13 protein-coding genes are annotated in these 16,182 nt (G+C 53.1%); 8 read left to right on the top strand and 5 right to left on the bottom strand.

Annotated elements, in window-relative coordinates:
- Window positions 1-187: 187 nt before the first annotated feature.
- From QVF11_RS23065 to QVF11_RS23055, 3 genes are all read right to left on the bottom strand, one after another.
- Window positions 188-1,060, bottom strand: coding sequence for an aldo/keto reductase family oxidoreductase (locus QVF11_RS23065; RefSeq protein WP_287859477.1), 873 nt, complete (start codon window positions 1,058-1,060; stop codon window positions 188-190).
- 113 nt (window positions 1,061-1,173) lie between these two features.
- A complete protein-coding gene (locus QVF11_RS23060) occupies window positions 1,174-2,403 on the bottom strand; it encodes an amino acid permease (protein ID WP_287859475.1) in 1,230 nt (409 codons plus the stop codon).
- Between the two features lie 137 nt (window positions 2,404-2,540).
- Window positions 2,541-3,002, bottom strand: a complete 462-nt coding sequence (locus QVF11_RS23055) for a multidrug/biocide efflux PACE transporter (RefSeq protein ID WP_142466468.1) — start codon at window positions 3,000-3,002, stop codon at window positions 2,541-2,543.
- A gap of 96 nt (window positions 3,003-3,098) precedes the next feature.
- Between QVF11_RS23055 and QVF11_RS23050 the strand changes: the two genes are divergently transcribed.
- From QVF11_RS23050 to QVF11_RS23040, 3 genes are all read left to right on the top strand, one after another.
- The gene (locus QVF11_RS23050; protein ID WP_287859469.1) at window positions 3,099-3,968 is read left to right on the top strand and encodes a LysR family transcriptional regulator; all 870 of its coding nucleotides are present in this window, start codon (window positions 3,099-3,101) and stop codon (window positions 3,966-3,968) included.
- Between the two features lie 117 nt (window positions 3,969-4,085).
- A complete protein-coding gene (locus QVF11_RS23045) occupies window positions 4,086-5,264 on the top strand; it encodes an acetyl-CoA C-acetyltransferase (protein ID WP_112213985.1) in 1,179 nt (392 codons plus the stop codon).
- Window positions 5,265-5,507: 243 nt separating this feature from the next.
- On the top strand, window positions 5,508-6,203 hold the full coding sequence (locus QVF11_RS23040) for a porin (RefSeq protein WP_112213984.1): 696 nt from the start codon (window positions 5,508-5,510) through the stop codon (window positions 6,201-6,203).
- A 252-nt stretch (window positions 6,204-6,455) separates the two neighbouring features.
- On the opposite strand, the gene QVF11_RS23035 is transcribed toward QVF11_RS23040, so the two are convergent.
- Window positions 6,456-7,631, bottom strand: coding sequence for an oligogalacturonate lyase family protein (locus QVF11_RS23035; protein ID WP_139540185.1), 1,176 nt, complete (start codon window positions 7,629-7,631; stop codon window positions 6,456-6,458).
- 539 nt (window positions 7,632-8,170) lie between these two features.
- Here QVF11_RS23035 and kduD point away from each other — a divergent pair.
- A complete protein-coding gene (gene kduD, locus QVF11_RS23030) occupies window positions 8,171-8,932 on the top strand; it encodes a 2-dehydro-3-deoxy-D-gluconate 5-dehydrogenase KduD (RefSeq protein WP_110276421.1) in 762 nt (253 codons plus the stop codon).
- Between the two features lie 310 nt (window positions 8,933-9,242).
- Window positions 9,243-10,661 (top strand): arabinose-proton symporter AraE, encoded by a 1,419-nt coding sequence (araE, locus tag QVF11_RS23025; RefSeq protein WP_112213982.1) that lies wholly within the window; start codon window positions 9,243-9,245, stop codon window positions 10,659-10,661.
- On the opposite strand, the gene QVF11_RS23020 is transcribed toward araE, so the two are convergent.
- Window positions 10,662-11,657, bottom strand: coding sequence for a LacI family DNA-binding transcriptional regulator (locus tag QVF11_RS23020; RefSeq protein ID WP_112213981.1), 996 nt, complete (start codon window positions 11,655-11,657; stop codon window positions 10,662-10,664).
- 241 nt (window positions 11,658-11,898) lie between these two features.
- On the opposite strand from QVF11_RS23020, the gene QVF11_RS23015 reads away from it, so the two are divergent.
- From QVF11_RS23015 to QVF11_RS23005, 3 genes are all read left to right on the top strand, one after another.
- Complete coding sequence (locus tag QVF11_RS23015; RefSeq protein ID WP_287859464.1) at window positions 11,899-13,140, top strand: MFS transporter; 1,242 nt, start codon at window positions 11,899-11,901, stop codon at window positions 13,138-13,140.
- An 18-nt stretch (window positions 13,141-13,158) separates the two neighbouring features.
- On the top strand, window positions 13,159-14,592 hold the full coding sequence (locus QVF11_RS23010) for a glycoside hydrolase family 32 protein (RefSeq protein ID WP_287859461.1): 1,434 nt from the start codon (window positions 13,159-13,161) through the stop codon (window positions 14,590-14,592).
- A gap of 167 nt (window positions 14,593-14,759) precedes the next feature.
- Window positions 14,760-16,103 (top strand): carbohydrate porin, encoded by a 1,344-nt coding sequence (locus tag QVF11_RS23005; protein WP_287859459.1) that lies wholly within the window; start codon window positions 14,760-14,762, stop codon window positions 16,101-16,103.
- Window positions 16,104-16,182 lie beyond the last annotated feature (79 nt).

The raw sequence follows: 16,182 nt of genomic DNA, 5'->3' as shown, positions 1-16,182 counted from the left end.
ATCTATGCTCCTGGGGACTCACTCCCTTGCCGCCTTTAAGCAACTCGAATTATTTAGGGTATTTAGGGTTATCCGTCAGAGAATAACGCTAATTTGTAGGATGTATAGTGCCTGTGGCTTTAAGGTAATTCCAGGCAAATATTAAGGAGCAGGCTTCGGCAAATTTTCATTTGTAGAAGCCTGAAAATCAGGATTGCGGTTGGAGGTTATCCAGAGTGGCCAGGGCATCGGCCGGCAGGATTAATTCAGCGGCGGCAAGGTTTTCCCGCAGATGTTGTAGCGAAGAGGTGCCGGGGATGAGCAGGATATTCGGCGAGCGCTGTAGCAGCCAGGCCAGCGCGACCTGCATTGGCGTGGCGTCCAAAGCTGCGGCGACGTCATTAAGCTCTTGCGCCTGCAGCGGCGTGAAACCGCCGAGCGGGAAGAACGGCACCCAGGCGATATTCTGCGCCGCAAGCGCATCGATAAGCGGATCATCCTGACGATTCGCGACATTATATTGGTTCTGCACGCAGACGATGGGCGTGAGTTTTTGTGCATCCGCCACCTGTTTAGCGGTGACGTTACTTAGCCCGATATGGCGAATTAACCCGCGCTCTTTAAGCTCCAGCAGCGTGGTTAATGGCCCTTCCAGCGAACCTTCAACCGGGCCATGAGCGCTGAGCATACTGCGCAGATTCACCACCTCCAGAACGTCAAGGCCCAGATTGCGCAGGTTATCTTCCACCGCCTGGGTCAGTTCTGCGGGGGACATCGCAGGCAACCAATTGCCTTTTTCATCACGGCGAGCGCTGACTTTGGTGACGATGCATAGCTCGTCAGAATAGGGATGTAGCGCTTTGCGAATCAGTTGATTAGTGACATGCGGGCCGTAAAAATCGGAGGTATCGATGTGATTAACCCCCGAGGCGACGGCTTCTTGCAGCACGCGGATAGCCGTCTCAGGATCTTTTGGCTGACCAAAGACGCCCGGTCCTGCAAGCTGCATTGCCCCGTATCCCAGGCGATAAACCTGACGATCGCCTAAGGTGCCGGTTCCGGATAATTGTACGCTGGACATAGAAACTCCCCCTGATGGTGTGCAGGCTCTAAGTGTATGCCCGTCAGGAGGATTGGGGAGATAAGAATATTGGCAGAAAGTGCGGCGAAAGAGAGCCTTCGCCGCACGGGGGATCAACTGAAGAACATCACCGAAACGCACAGCAAACCGATGACCAGGGTAATAAAGTTACCCACTGAGCGGTAAGGCTTTAGCGCTGGAATAAGGTAGGTCGACAGGGTCGGCATGATAAACAGAATCATCGCGATGAGTGGACCGCTGATGGCATAAATCATCGAGATAGCGTTGGGATTGATAAAGCAGACGACAAAGGTTAGCGTCGAAACCAGCAGGATCGACATCGCCCGATTAAACGCGCGGCTTTTACGAATGCCAATCTGGCCGAGCGACGTCTTGACGATTTCACTGGCCCCTTCAATCACCCCAAAATAAGTGCCCAGGAAGGACTTCGACATTGCCACTACCGCCACGATAATCCCGGTGACCGCCAGCCATGCCGGTGAGCCTGGCATCATCGACAACGCGGAGAGAATTGTCACCCCTTCGTTACGAGCGGTCTCAATATAAGTTGTCGGTATCGACAGCAAGCAGCTAAAAACGAAAAACAGTACGCTTGCGCAGATGAGGGTGTAGGCCACCTTCATGATTTTTTTGCATTTACCCATGGCCTGCTCGCCGTATTTCTCCTGCTGATCAATAGCAAAAGTCGAAATAATTGGCGTATGGCTAAAAGCGAAAACCATCACGGGAATGGAGATCCAGATTTGGTGGAACGTGTGCGAGGTCAGTTGTATTTGACTGGTCAGATACTCCGGCTGCCAGCTGCCAATCAGATAGATGGAGAGGAACAGGAAGCAGGCGATCAGCGGGAACACTAAAAAACCCATCACTTTGATAGTGATATGGCGGCCCATCAAAAAGATCAGATTGAGCACTAGCACCACGCTCAGGCTGAGCAGCGCCCGCACGCCAGACGTAATGGGCACATGCCTGGCTAACTGCTCGGCCAGCGAGTTAGTGATGGCGACGGCATAGATCAGGATGACTACGAAAAAGGCGAGGAAATAGAGCCCGGTAATCAGGTTACCGATCTTTTTTCCGTAATAGTGATTAACGGCCCCGGTAATGCCAGCGCCTGGTGCGATTTTGGCGGAGAGAATGAACTGGCTCAGTGCTTTATGCGGCCAGTAAGTTAGCGGCCAGGCGACCAGTGCGGTGATGAACAGAACGATAGCGCCAGCGGATCCCAGTTGGATCGGCAAGAATAACGTGCCAGCGCCTACAGCAGTGCCATATAAGGCAAAACTCCAAAGAGTTTCTTCTTTAGACCAAATTTTAGACATTATGCGACTTTATCAACCAGAAAACGAACAAAAAGGAGTGCAATTTATCACATTTATGATTCGTCTGCGGCGATAGTTTCTGGTGGATAAATGAAGCGGCGGATCGTCGATTAACGTACCGGCGATCCGCCAAAAGGTTAGCTACGGGCGATAATGCGTTGCTGGCGATGCTTGAAGACGCGCTCGCGCAGCGTATCCCAGGCCCAGTTAAACGCCATGGTGTAGGGCAGGAAGAACAGCATAAAGCCGATTTCCAGCATAAATGCCTGCAACAGCGAGACGCCGAGCACCAGCGCGACGAGGGTTACGCCGATGATGATAAAACCCGACTCAAAGCCGATTGCGTGTAGTGCACGGACGCGCAGGTTACGCACCACGCGCGACACCGGCCACAGGCGGTCGAAAATGGTGTTATAGATGATGTTCCAGATCATCGCGACAGTCGCCAGCAGAATACTCAGTCCGCCCATCTCAACGACCGAACGCTGCATCAGCCATGCGGCAGTAGGGGCGAGAATCAGGGTCGCGAGACCTTCAAAGCTGATCGCGTGGATGACGCGTTCCGTCAGCGTTTTACGCTGTACGTTATGTTGTTGCATGGCTTGTTACCTCTGGCCTTAATAAGAATTTACCCGGCATTTTATGGAAAAATATGATAAACAAAAGATAGTACCCATCGATAAAGTAGATAGTTCATGCGCTATTCTCCCGAAGCCTTAACCGCTTTTGTCGAAACCGTCGCCTGCGGTTCGTTTTCCGCTGCGGCGAGGCGGCTGCGGAAAAGTCAGTCCACCATCAGTACGGCGATTGCTAACCTGGAAGCCGATCTTGGCGTGACGCTCTTCGATCGCAGCTCCCGGCAACCGACGCTCACGCCGCAGGGTGAACAGGTACTGAGCTATGTCAAAGCCATTCTGGCGGCCAGCGACAGGCTGGATGAGCTGGCGATTTCGCTCTCCGGTAAAACGGAGGCACGGCTGACTTTTGTGCTTTCCGATACGCTGCATCCCGATGTGCTTGAAGATCTGCTGGCGCAGTTTGACCGCCGTTTTCCACATACCGAATTTGAGTGCCTGATTGGTGAAGATGAGGATGTTGTCGACCTGCTGCAAAAAGAGCGCGCGCAGGTGGGGCTGATTGAGGCCAGGGATAGCTACCCGACGGACATCGGCAGTATCCGGTTGCCGATGCAAACCGAAATGGCCATCTTTGTTGCTCCCCGGCACCCGCTGGCGACTCAGGGCAGGGTGACCCGGGATGAGCTACTCAGCTGGCGCGAGCTGCGCCTGAGCACCTATCTGGAAAATAGTGCGGAACCCGCGCGCGGATTAGTATGGTCAGCGCCTAACTATCTGCTGCTGTTCAGCATGGCGGCTCAGGGACTGGGATGGTGTATTTTGCCCAGCGCGCTGGTGCAGGAGTTTGCTGGTAGCGGCAGCCTGGTGGCGCTGGATATTGCCGGTTGGCCACGGGTGATTTCCACCGATTTACTGTGGAATAAAAAAGCGCCGCCAGGAGAAGCGGGAAGCTGGCTGCGCCAGCATCTACAAGGACATGAGGGCTAAAATCGCCCATAATCTTTGTGATTCCCCTCACTTTTTTTAAACAATTACGAAATTTTTTGATAACAATTCACTACTATGATGCTGTTTCTTTGCGCAGAGGCAGAGCAGGGGTAGAGGATGAAAGATGTCGTAATCGTCGGCGCGTTGCGAACGCCAATAGGCTGTTTTCAGGGTACGCTGTCGCGTCATTCGGCGGTGGAACTGGGCAGCGTGGTGGTGAAGGCTTTAATCGAGCGCAGCGGCGTCGACCCCCAAAGTATTGATGAGGTGATCCTCGGCCAGGTCTTGACCGCAGGAACCGGACAAAATCCGGCGCGTCAGTCGGCGATCCGCGGCGGGCTGCCCAATACCGTTTCTGCGATAACCATTAATGACGTCTGTGGCTCAGGGTTGAAAGCGCTGCACCTGGCGACTCAGGCTATCCAGTGCGGCGAAGCGGACGTGGTGATCGCCGGAGGTCAGGAGAATATGAGCCGCGCCCCGCACGTGCTTACCGATAGCCGGACCGGCGCGCAGTTGGGCAACAGTCAGCTTATTGATAGCCTGGTTCACGATGGTCTGTGGGATGCGTTCAATGATTATCATATGGGCGTGACAGCGGAGAACCTGGCCCGAGAGTATGGCATCAGTCGCGAGCTGCAGGATGCCTGGGCGCTTAGTTCGCAGCATAAAGCGCGGCGGGCTATCGATTCCGGTCGTTTTCGCGATGAGATAGTTCCGGTGACCACTGAGCTCAACGGAATTCCTCGGCTGGTGGATACCGATGAACAGCCGCGAGTTGACGCCAGCGCTGAAGCGCTGGCCAGCTTGCTTCCGACCTTCGACCGGCTGGGATCGGTCACTGCAGGCAATGCGTCGAGTATTAATGATGGCGCGGCGGCGGTGATGATGATGAGCGAATCTAAAGCTCAAGAGTTGGGGCTGCCGGTTCTGGCGCGGATCCGCGCGTTTGCAAGCGTAGGCGTCGATCCGGCGCTGATGGGTATCGCACCGGTACACGCCACCCGTCGCTGTCTGGAAAGGGCGGGCTGGAGGTTGGACGAAGTCGATCTTATCGAAGCCAACGAAGCTTTTGCGGCCCAGGCCATTTCGGTGGGAAGGGTGCTGGAGTGGGATGAACGGCGGGTGAACGTGAACGGTGGTGCGATTGCTCTCGGCCACCCGATTGGTGCATCTGGTTGCCGCATACTGGTTTCCCTGGTCCATGAGATGATTAAACGCGATTCCCGTAAAGGGCTTGCCACGCTGTGTATCGGCGGCGGTCAGGGCGTGGCGCTGGCGGTTGAACGAGAATAAGCCCTTTCTGATGTGAGTTTCCAGGCCTCCTTAATGGAGGCTTTTTTGTTTTTTATCAGCAAGCTTTTTTTCCTTCGCAAAATCCCTCCATAACGCTCTATTTTGTTGAGCTTTGTCACGTCTTTACGTGCCACCTTTTTTGAAACAAATAATTACGATCTCGATCACTAAAACATCATTGCCTAAAAAATAAAATACAGTTTCATAAAAACGAAACGATATTTTAATTATAAGGGGTATTTTATGTTTGCAAGATCTCTGGCCCTTGCTGCACTCTGTGGCATGTCTTTCGCGGCTTCAGCAGTCACGGTGGATTTACGTCACGAATTCATTGATGGTGGAAAATCGGACAAGAGCAACGCTGACCGCGTTTCCGTCTCCCATCGTTTCGCTAACGGCTTTGGCTTCTCCGTTGAGGCTAAGTGGAAGTCGGGCGGTGAAAACACCAGCCAGCCTTATTCAGATTTCGTCGGTAATGGTCATGAAGAGACCATTAGCTGGCAGTGGAAGGCGGATAAAAACTTCTCAGTAACGCCCGGGTTTGCGATTGAAAGTAACGATAGCCGCTCAATCTATAAACCGAATCTGCGCGTACAGTACAGCTTCGATAACGGCTTCTACGTTGCTGCCCGCTACCGTTATGACTACACCCGTTATCCGGCGAATGCAGGCAAAGACGATGATAAGGTAAACCGTGGCGATGCGTGGGCCGGTTACGTCCTGGGCGACTGGCGTGCTGAGCTGAACTACGTTTATGCGCGCAGTACCGAAGGGGTTAAACGTAACGACAATAAACCGTACTCTCAGGAATACAACCTCAAGGTCGCTTATAAGCTAGATAAAAACTGGGCGCCGTACGGCGAACTCGGCAACGTCGGCGTCAACGACCGTAGCGACCGCCAGACCCGCTTCCGCGTGGGTGTTGCTTACTCATTCTAAAATAAAAACGTCCTCATCGTTTTCCCCGGAGCAGTCAGCCGGGGTTTTCTGTTTGTATTAACCCATCTTCCCGGAGGCGGTGCTGCGCACCTGTCCGGGCTACCCCATATGCACATAATGTAGCCCGGACAGGCGCATTGCGCCGCCTCCGGGATAGTTACCACGATCCGGGAAATACGCCGGGCATAAAAAAGCCCTCCAAAAGGAGGGCAAGGCCAGTTACAGAAACACTAACTCAAACAGTGGTTAACGCTATGCCTTCAGCATCTCAGGATGCGATGGCAGCTTCGCAATATAAACGGCAGGTTTGCCGTCTTTATCGGAACTGAACAAAATGGCGCTATCATCCGGCGTAAAGGACGGATGTGGGTGGGTCACCTGGCGACTATTGGCCACCGTTGCCCATGAGGTATCGTGACGCGCGATGCGGAAATATGCCTGCTTCGCGACGTCAAATGCGTATAGATACGGATCGTTATCAATGGTGTAGCCACTGGTGTCTTTTACATCCACCGGGGTACCGGAACCATCGCCCACCAGCATGGTGCCGTCGAAGTTACTCATCAGATGCGAACAGGCTGGCATCTGCATCACCGCTTCATTGACGCCGGTATCCGGATTGAAGCTATAAATTGTGCGGCCCTGCTGCCCCTTCAGATAAGAGACGTATACCAGCGCGGAGCCGTTCGGCACCCAGAATTCGTGGGTGCAGCTTTCGCCTTCGGCATGCTCTTTGACTTTGCGCACGTTGCTGCCGTCTTCATTCACCATCCACATCCGCGCATCCACCAGGTCGTGCGGACCTTCATGACAGAAAGCGACCGTGTTGTCATCGAAAGGACGATAAATCGGGTGACCGAGCCATTTTTTCTCTTCGTGGATCACGCTGCTTTCACCGGTTTGCAGATCGACGCGCAGCAGGCGGCAGTGGGGGCCTTTGTGGAAGAAATCGTGGAAAATCTGCCAGTCATTGAGCGGCGTCCAGTCGCTTTTGGCGATCTCGATGCCAACCAGTTTGGTGCAATCGCTGTTAGCGACCCAGGTACCGTAACCAACCCACTCATCGGCAACGCGGTAAACTTCACGCTCTTGCAGGGTGGTGAGGTTAACTTCCAGCAGTGTACGGTCGTTCTTCACGTAATAGAGGGATTTATCATCCGGGGAAAGGAAACCGCCAAAAGTATTGTCACCGGCACCTTCCGTTAGCTGAACCGCCTCGGCTTTCGCCAGATCCAGCAGATAGTAGTTCCAGTTGCCGTCGAACTCGCCGGCAAACAGCAAATGGCTGCCATCATTGAAAAAACACTTCTGATAGAAATAGTTACGATGACAGGTCACTTCCGGTGGGGTTAAGCGGGTGATCTCCGCGCCGGTGTCCGGATCGCGGCTGACTTCATAATTCAATTTAACCCGCATGCCTTTAGCCATGATGTACTCCTTTTCCTTCCTGAGATGTCGCCAGCCTGCGTGAGCCGGTCAGTGGAAGTTGATTTAAAAGATAGGTGTTAATTTATCAAAACATCGTTTCATTATTTGTGATGGTGGACGCAATTCGCAACAACTTCCCGCTCTGGATCGCACTTTTTTGTCGCCTGTCCAGCAGATACTGGGATCACCTTTGTTTTATGGTCGTTTTTTTATGATCTACTGTCATTTTTTAAAGGTGTTGTAACTCATTGTATTTTATTGATTTAAATTGATTTTCTTTTGCCGATGGCACAACGCTTCGTGATCTGTTTTGCATTTTTATGATTTACTCACCTTAAAATTGAAACAACGTTTTAATAATAATTGAAAATGACTTTAGCCAGGGCTAAGATGTGCTCACTGTAAAACGGAACTCTGTTTTATTTTTATGAGTAAATCCCTATAGAGTTCTTAAAACCATAAGGGTCTGTGCAAGCAGCAGGCTGGACCAATAGAACCTTGCCTGTGCCTACAGGCTCTGAAAGATTAAGGAACAAAGTATGATTCTCGATGCATTCTCCCTACAGGGCAAAGTGGCTGTTGTCAGCGGTTGTGATACCGGTCTGGGCCAGGGCATGGCGGTCGGTCTGGCGGAAGCTGGCTGCGATATCGTGGGTATCAATATTGTTGAACCGACGGAAACCATTGAACGCGTTACCGCGCTGGGCCGTCGTTTTCTTAGCCTGACCGCAGATCTGCGCCAGATTGACGGCATTCCGCAGCTGCTGGAGCGTGCGGTGGCTGAATTTGGTCATATCGACATCCTGGTGAACAACGCTGGTCTGATTCGTCGTGAAGACGCTATCGAGTTTAGCGAGAAAAACTGGGACGACGTGATGAACCTGAACATTAAGAGTGTGTTCTTTATGTCTCAGGCGGCGGCGAAGCACTTTATCGCTCAGGGCAACGGCGGCAAGATCATTAACATCGCATCCATGCTCTCCTTCCAGGGCGGGATCCGCGTGCCGTCTTACACCGCGTCCAAAAGCGCGGTGATGGGCGTGACCCGTCTGCTGGCCAACGAGTGGGCGAAGCATGGTATCAACGTGAACGCGCTTGCGCCGGGCTATATGGCGACCAACAACACCCAGCAGCTGCGTGCTGATGAACAGCGCAGCAGCGAGATCCTTGACCGCATCCCGGCAGGGCGTTGGGGCCTGCCGAGCGACCTGATGGGGCCGGTGGTATTCCTGGCTTCCAGCGCTTCTGACTACATCAATGGCTACACCGTGGCGGTTGATGGCGGCTGGCTGGCGCGCTAATTTTTAGCTCCGCTTTAGTGCAATAGCGAACCCTGCTTCGGCAGGGTTTTTTTATGCCTTAACAATAATTGTCCATATCATGAAATTAGAATAGTCCATATGGTTTATTTGTTTTTTTGCTTAATGGCTATGTGTAATGGGATGTTTCGATAATGGCATGATTGTTTTCTGTACTTTTGAAAGTTGAATGTCCATCACAAAATGATTATGTGTAGCAAATTAATCCATATCTTTGGCTTGTCCTGCCTGACACCTTAGCCTGTCGATCCCGTACTTTCATCGTATGTCTTACTCTGTCTGGCAGGAAAAAATGACTTCAATTAGTAACGACTCTACAACAATGCCGCGTACGCAGCGCGATACCCGGCGCATGAATCAGTTTGTCTCGATTGCCGCAGCGGTGGCGGGATTGTTATTTGGCCTCGATATTGGGGTGATTGCCGGGGCGCTGCCCTTTATTACCGATCATTTTGTGTTATCCAGCCGCCTGCAGGAGTGGGTGGTGAGCAGCATGATGCTGGGGGCCGCTATCGGCGCGTTATTTAACGGTTGGCTCTCGTTCCGTCTCGGGCGTAAATACAGTCTGATGGTTGGCGCCGTACTGTTTGTTGCTGGTTCTATCGGTTCCGCTTTTGCCGCCAGTGTCGAAATGCTGCTGGTGGCAAGGGTGATTCTTGGCGTTGCCGTGGGTATCGCCTCCTATACCGCGCCGCTGTATCTGTCTGAAATGGCGAGTGAAAACGTGCGCGGCAAGATGATCAGTATGTATCAGCTGATGGTGACGCTGGGGATCGTGATGGCGTTCCTCTCCGATACCGCGTTTAGCTACAGCGGCAACTGGCGGGCGATGCTGGGCGTGCTGGCATTACCGGCAGTGGTACTGATTGTGCTGGTGGTCTTCCTGCCTAACAGCCCACGCTGGCTGGCGGAAAAAGGACGTCATGTGGAAGCGGAAGAGGTGCTGCGGATGCTGCGCGATACCTCGGAAAAAGCCCGTGATGAGCTGAACGAAATTCGTGAAAGCCTGAAGCTAAAACAGGGCGGCTGGGCGCTGTTTAAAATCAACCGTAACGTGCGCCGCGCGGTATTCCTCGGCATGTTGTTGCAGGCCATGCAACAGTTTACCGGTATGAATATCATCATGTACTACGCGCCACGCATTTTCAAAATGGCCGGTTTCACCACCACCGAGCAGCAGATGGTGGCGACGCTGGTGGTTGGCCTGACCTTTATGTTCGCCACCTTTATCGCGGTCTTCACCGTCGATAAGGCTGGGCGTAAACCGGCGCTGAAAATCGGTTTTAGCGTTATGGCTATCGGCACTCTGGTGCTGGGTTACTGCCTGATGCAGTTTGATAACGGCACCGCCTCCAGCGGACTTTCCTGGCTGTCGGTGGGTATGACCATGATGTGCATCGCAGGCTATGCGATGAGCGCCGCGCCGGTGGTGTGGATCCTGTGTTCGGAAATTCAGCCGCTGAAATGCCGCGACTTCGGCATTACCTGTTCAACCACCACCAACTGGGTGTCGAACATGATTATCGGCGCGACATTCCTGACCTTGCTTGATTCAATCGGCGCGGCGGGAACCTTCTGGCTCTACACTGCGCTGAACATCGCCTTTATCGGTGTGACTTTCTGGCTGATTCCGGAAACCAAAAACGTCACCCTGGAGCATATCGAACGTAAGCTGATGTCCGGCGAGAAGCTGCGCAATATCGGCAATTAATTACAGCGACTCGCGCGGCAGCCACGGGCTGGCAACACGTACCGTTTCCCGATGGCTGTCGCCGTTAATGATATGCAGGGCGCTCAGGCGCCCGATGTCATAATGCGGGAGCTGCACCGTTGACAGCGGCGGTAGGAACAGATCGCCGATCCCCACCATATTGTCGTAACCCACGACAGCTACATCCTGCGGAATGCGCAACCCCTGCGCCAACAGCGTCTGATAAACCATAAATGCGATACGGTCGTTGCCGCAAATCACCGAGTCAAAGTGCGGCTTTTGCTGCTGAATATGTGCCAGCACGACAGCGGGAATATCGCGATAGTGCTCATCGCCGTACGCCATATAGCTGTGATCAAGCGTGTCAGGATCGATATTAGCCTCCCGGCAGGCACGCTCCAGCCCCTGACGGCGGCGGACGGTTGCGAGATGGTTGGCCGGTAGATGCAGACACAGTGGACGACGGTAGCCCGCAGCCAGCAAGGCCTGCACCGCCGTGTATTGTCCTTGTTCATCATCCGGAATATAGCTGGCGACCGGATCGTGCAGACTTTCGCAGTTGGCCAGTACGCAGGGAAGGGTTAACAGCTTGGCCGGAAGCGGTACCTGCCGCAGGCCCATGGTGGTGTAGATAATCCCGTCCGGGCGGTGGGAAAGCAGCAAATCGACAATGGTTTCCGGGCTATCATCGGAAAACATGTTAACCACAAAGCTGTTCCAGCCGTGTGCCCGGGCGGTTTCTTCAATAGACAGCGTGATCTCCACCGAGAAGGGCGTAGTGACGGTATCCAGCGCCAGCACCCCAATGGTATTTGGCGTGGCGTGAGCGCCGCGGATTTTTTTCGCTGACAGGTCGGGGACGTAATTGGTCTGTTCAATCGCGGCCTGAACGCGAACCAGGGTCTCCGGTTTCAGTCTTTCCGGGCTATTCAGCGCTCGCGATACCGTCATCAACGACACATTCGCCAGCTTTGCCACATCTTTCAGGGATGCCATATTGAGTGCTCCACCCTCGCCGTCGGCAACGGGTTTTAACTAAGTTACTGATGTAAAAGGATCATACGATATTCTATCGTACACGTAGCGCGTGCGCAGGCGAGGAATATTTGATCGCGATCGCACTCTCGTTATGTTAACGTTAACTTTTGTGATTAACATCATGAATCTCAGCAAAACGACATGAGTTCTGTTTTTTGTTAACGTTACCATATCAGCATTACTCCAACATGAGAATGTCATGATGAAAGCGCATCGCTCCCACAGCTACCCATTACTCAGTGCGTTACTGTTCTTCTTTTTTGTCACCTGGTCCTCTTCAGGCTCTCTACTTTCTATCTGGTTGAATCAGGAAGTGGGTCTGAAACCGGGAGACACCGGTTTTATTTACGCGGTGCTCTCCGTCTCTGCGTTGTTTGCTCAGGTTTGCTACGGCTTTATTCAGGACAAGCTCGGCCTGCGTAAGAATCTGCTCTGGTACATCACCGTTCTGCTGATCCTCTCCGGCCCGGCCTATATGCTGTTTGGCTACCTGCTGAAAATTAACGTGTTACTCGGCAGTATTTTTGGCGGGATTTATATCGGCCTGACCTTTAACGGCGGCATCGGCGTGCTGGAATCTTATACCGAGCGTGTAGCGCGCCAGAGCCAGTTTGAATTCGGCAAGGCGCGGATGTGGGGTTCGCTGGGCTGGGCGGTGGCGACGTTCTTTGCCGGTTTGCTGTTCAACATTAACCCGCATTTAAACTTTGCAGTAGCCAGTTGCTCCGGTCTGGTGTTCTTTATTTTACTGGCGCGGCTGCGGGTTTTCTCTGCGTCACAGGCGATGGATGAAGCGGTGGCGGGCGGTAAAGTGACGCTGGAAGATGCGCTGCGCCTGCTGACCCTGCCGCGTTTCTGGGCGCTGGTATTCTTTGTGATCGGTACCTGCATCTACGGCGTTTACGACCAGCAGTTTCCGGTCTATTTCTCCTCACAGTTCCCGACGCTGCAGGAAGGGAACGCGATGTATGGCTATCTGAATTCGTTCCAGGTATTTCTTGAAGCTGCGGGCATGTTCTGCGCCCCGTGGTTGGTTAACCGCATTGGCGCGAAAAACGGCCTGATCTTCGCCGGAATGGTGATGGCGATGCGTATGGTCGCTTCCGGGCTGGTGGAAGGGCCGCTGCTTATCTCTATTACCAAACTGCTGCACGCGGTCGAACTGCCGGTACTGCTGGTCTCTATCTTTAAATACAACAGCTTAAACTTCGACAAGCGTCTTTCATCCACGCTGTATCTGGTGGGCTTTGCCTGCACCAGCTCGGTTATCGCCACGATACTCTCGCCGCTGGCGGGCTATAGCTACGAGAAATACGGTTTTGCCCAGTCCTATCTGATTATGGGACTGCTGGTGTTCTGCACCACCTTTATCTCTATCTTCTTGTTGCGTTCCAGTAAGTCCTCGCCGGACCCGCTGGTCTCGCAGCCCACCGCTATCTGAATCAAAAGAGTGAAGACTATGACGTACACAATTGCCAACGCTGAACAGGAATTACAGGCTAAACGCGAGGCGCTGAACTTGCGCTGGTATCCGCGCTATCACCTGGCCGCCCGCGCGGGCTGGATCAACGATCCTAACGGCCTGGTGTGGTTTGACGGCTGGTATCACGCTTTTTACCAGCATCACCCGTACTCAACCCAGTGGGGGCCGATGCACTGGGGGCACGCGCGCAGTAAAGATTTGGTGCACTGGGAGCATCTGCCGGTAGCGCTGGCTCCGGAAGGTCCGGAGGATAAAGATGGGTGCTTCTCCGGCTCTGCTGTGGTGGATGGCGATACGCTGGCGCTGATTTATACCGGGCATAAATTCCACGGTGACGCCAGCGATGAGGCTAATCTCTATCAGGTGCAGTGTCTGGCGACCAGCCGCGACGGTATTCACTTTGAGCGCCAGGGGATCGTGGTTGATACCCCACCGGGCATGCACCATTTCCGCGACCCGAAAGTGTGGCGGGAAGGGGAGTGCTGGTACATGATCGTCGGCGCTCGCGATGGCGATACCGGTCAGGTGCGGCTGTATCGTTCAAGCGACCTGCGCCAGTGGCAGGACGCGGGCGTTCTCGACGAGGCGGAAAAAGAGATGGGTTATATGTGGGAGTGCCCGGACTTTTTCACTCTCAATGGTAAACACATATTGATGTTTTCCCCGCAGGGGATTGCGGCAAAAGGCTATCAGAACCGTAACCTGTTCCAGAGCGGCTATCTGCTCGGCGACTGGCGGCCGGGGCAGGCGTTTGTTCGCGAGGGGGAATTTGTTGAGATGGATCATGGGCACGATTTTTATGCCCCGCAGAGCTTTCTCACCCCGGATGGTCGCCGTATCGTCATTGGCTGGCTGGATATGTGGGAATCGCCGCAGCCGGAGCAGCAGGATGGCTGGTCGGGTATGCTTTCGCTACCGCGCGAGCTGAGCTTGAGTACGGATAACCGCCTGCAGATGCGTCCGGCTAAAGAGGTCGAGAGCATGCGTGGCGCCTGGTTCCCGTGGCCGGTGACGACCCTGAAAAACCAGAAGACCACGATGGTGGAAAACTGTGAAGCCATGGAGGTCATCCTGAACTGGGATTGCGCCAGCAGCAGCGCTGAGCAGTACGGTATGAGTTTTGGCGATGGTCTGCGCGTATACGTGGATGCGCAGATGCAGCGCCTGGTACTGGAGCGTCATTATCCGCTGTATGGCCTGTGTGGGGTACGTAGCGTACCGATGACTGCTGGGGCAGAGCTGAAGTTAAGGATATTCTTCGATAGTTCTTCCGTAGAAGTGTTTGTTAATGATGGCGAGGCTTGCCTCAGCAGTCGTATATATCCGGATGCAGACAATCGTGAATTATCTTTATTTGCCTGGAGCGGTTCTGCATTTTTAACTGAAGCGGGAGCATGGCAGCTGGAATAATCTTTATTGAATACGCCCTAAATAATTCGAGTTGCAGGAGAGCTAACGCACCTGCAACTTGAAGTATGACGGGCATAGTCGTTAATAACCCGTCTTCGACGATGGTGGGTTATTATTGTCGTGTTTTACCTATAAATAAAAACTTAATTTAATAAAAGGGTTTACCGATGAATAAAATCTGGGTCGGGTGTTTTCTGACGTCTTTATTTACTCCTCTGGCTAATGCACAGGCACCGTTATCCCTTGAGGAACGGCTGGCACAAATGGAACAACGGCTAAAGGCGACCGAACAGCGGGCGGCCAGCGCGGAGGCGGAAATCCGTGCGCTGAAAGGCCAGGAGACGCCAGTAGCAGTGGTCAGTGCCGCACCGACCAAACCCACTTTGCAGCTTAATGATTATGGCGAGTTAAAATTCTATGGCGACGTTGAGTTTAATATGGACGGTGCTAGTCGAACCGGTAGTTTAACGTCGATAAAAACCAGCGCAAATAAAAACTGGGCGCCGGGAGATAAAGAGCGTTGGGATATTAACGGACGTATCCTTCTGGGCTTTGATGGAATGCGTAAAGGCGCTAACGGTAAGTATGCTGGGTTTAGCGTCCAGCCGCTGGCGGATATGAATGGTAAAATGAATCTTGATGATGCGGCATTTTTCTTTGGTCAGGATGACGACTGGAAAATTAAAATTGGGCGCTTTGAAGCTTACGATATGTTCCCGCTGAATCAGGATACCTTTATTGAGTATTCCGGCAACACCGCCAATGATCTATATAGCGACGGCTACGGCTATATTTACATGATGAAAGAAGGACGCGGGCGTAGCAGCAGCGGCGGCAACTTCCTGCTCAGTAAAAACCTTGATAACTGGTATTTTGAGGTCAATACGCTGGTGGAGGACGGCAGTTCGCTGTTTGTGGATCAGAACTATCACGGCAACGCGCTGGATAACCGTAAAAATGTGGTTTACGTGCGCCCTGTCGCGTCCTGGCAATCCGGCCCATGGTCGGTGGCCGCGGCGATGGAGAGCAACCTCGTGAATAACGCCTACGGTTATCAGAACCAGCATGGTCGCTGGGTCGATCAGTCCAGTCGTACCGGATATGGTATGACGATGAGCTGGAATACGCTGAAAACTGATGCCGAAAACGGAGCGGTGGTAAATGTGAGTACCGCGTATCTGGATGCGGCGGATGAAAAAGATTTCAGCGCCGGGATCAATGCGTTATGGCACCGCGTAGAGCTGGGCTATATCTATGCGCATAACAAAATCGACCAGTTTAATATGTCTGGCGTGAGTGCCGAGTGTGATGGCGATTGCGCGATTCTGGCTCCAGGACGCTACGACATCCATACCATTCATACTTCGTGGCAACTGCCGAATATTATGGATATGCCGAATTTTAATATTTACCTCGGAGCCTATGCGTCGTGGCTGGATTCGTCAGCAGCGAAAACCGGCAATACTGATGAGCGCTATGGTGCGCGGGTGCGGTTTAAGTCTTTCTTCTGACAAACCAACCTCCGGGAGGAAGGCGGCAGAGCGTTGCAGAATCTTCCCGGAGGCGATGCTGCGCATCTGTCCGGGCTAC

The organism is Klebsiella sp. (assembly GCF_027492335.1).
Lineage (GTDB): Bacteria > Pseudomonadota > Gammaproteobacteria > Enterobacterales > Enterobacteriaceae > Klebsiella > Klebsiella huaxiensis.
The sequence above is the reverse complement of the archived record's forward strand: the minus strand, read 5'-3'. Positions and strand labels throughout refer to the sequence as shown.

What these genes read in the sequence shown, in the direction of transcription:
- QVF11_RS23065 (WP_287859477.1), bottom strand. Translation starts at nt 1,060, where the DNA reads ATGTCCAGCGTACAATTATCCGGAACCGGCACCTTAGGCGATCGTCAG.
- araE (WP_112213982.1), top strand. Translation starts at nt 9,243, where the DNA reads ATGACTTCAATTAGTAACGACTCTACAACAATGCCGCGTACGCAGCGC.
- QVF11_RS23060 (WP_287859475.1), bottom strand. Translation starts at nt 2,403, where the DNA reads ATGTCTAAAATTTGGTCTAAAGAAGAAACTCTTTGGAGTTTTGCCTTA.
- QVF11_RS23050 (WP_287859469.1), top strand. Translation starts at nt 3,099, where the DNA reads ATGCGCTATTCTCCCGAAGCCTTAACCGCTTTTGTCGAAACCGTCGCC.
- QVF11_RS23005 (WP_287859459.1), top strand. Translation starts at nt 14,760, where the DNA reads ATGAATAAAATCTGGGTCGGGTGTTTTCTGACGTCTTTATTTACTCCT.
- QVF11_RS23035 (WP_139540185.1), bottom strand. Translation starts at nt 7,631, where the DNA reads ATGGCTAAAGGCATGCGGGTTAAATTGAATTATGAAGTCAGCCGCGAT.
- kduD (WP_110276421.1), top strand. Translation starts at nt 8,171, where the DNA reads ATGATTCTCGATGCATTCTCCCTACAGGGCAAAGTGGCTGTTGTCAGC.
- QVF11_RS23055 (WP_142466468.1), bottom strand. Translation starts at nt 3,002, where the DNA reads ATGCAACAACATAACGTACAGCGTAAAACGCTGACGGAACGCGTCATC.
- QVF11_RS23020 (WP_112213981.1), bottom strand. Translation starts at nt 11,657, where the DNA reads ATGGCATCCCTGAAAGATGTGGCAAAGCTGGCGAATGTGTCGTTGATG.
- QVF11_RS23015 (WP_287859464.1), top strand. Translation starts at nt 11,899, where the DNA reads ATGATGAAAGCGCATCGCTCCCACAGCTACCCATTACTCAGTGCGTTA.
- QVF11_RS23010 (WP_287859461.1), top strand. Translation starts at nt 13,159, where the DNA reads ATGACGTACACAATTGCCAACGCTGAACAGGAATTACAGGCTAAACGC.
- QVF11_RS23045 (WP_112213985.1), top strand. Translation starts at nt 4,086, where the DNA reads ATGAAAGATGTCGTAATCGTCGGCGCGTTGCGAACGCCAATAGGCTGT.
- QVF11_RS23040 (WP_112213984.1), top strand. Translation starts at nt 5,508, where the DNA reads ATGTTTGCAAGATCTCTGGCCCTTGCTGCACTCTGTGGCATGTCTTTC.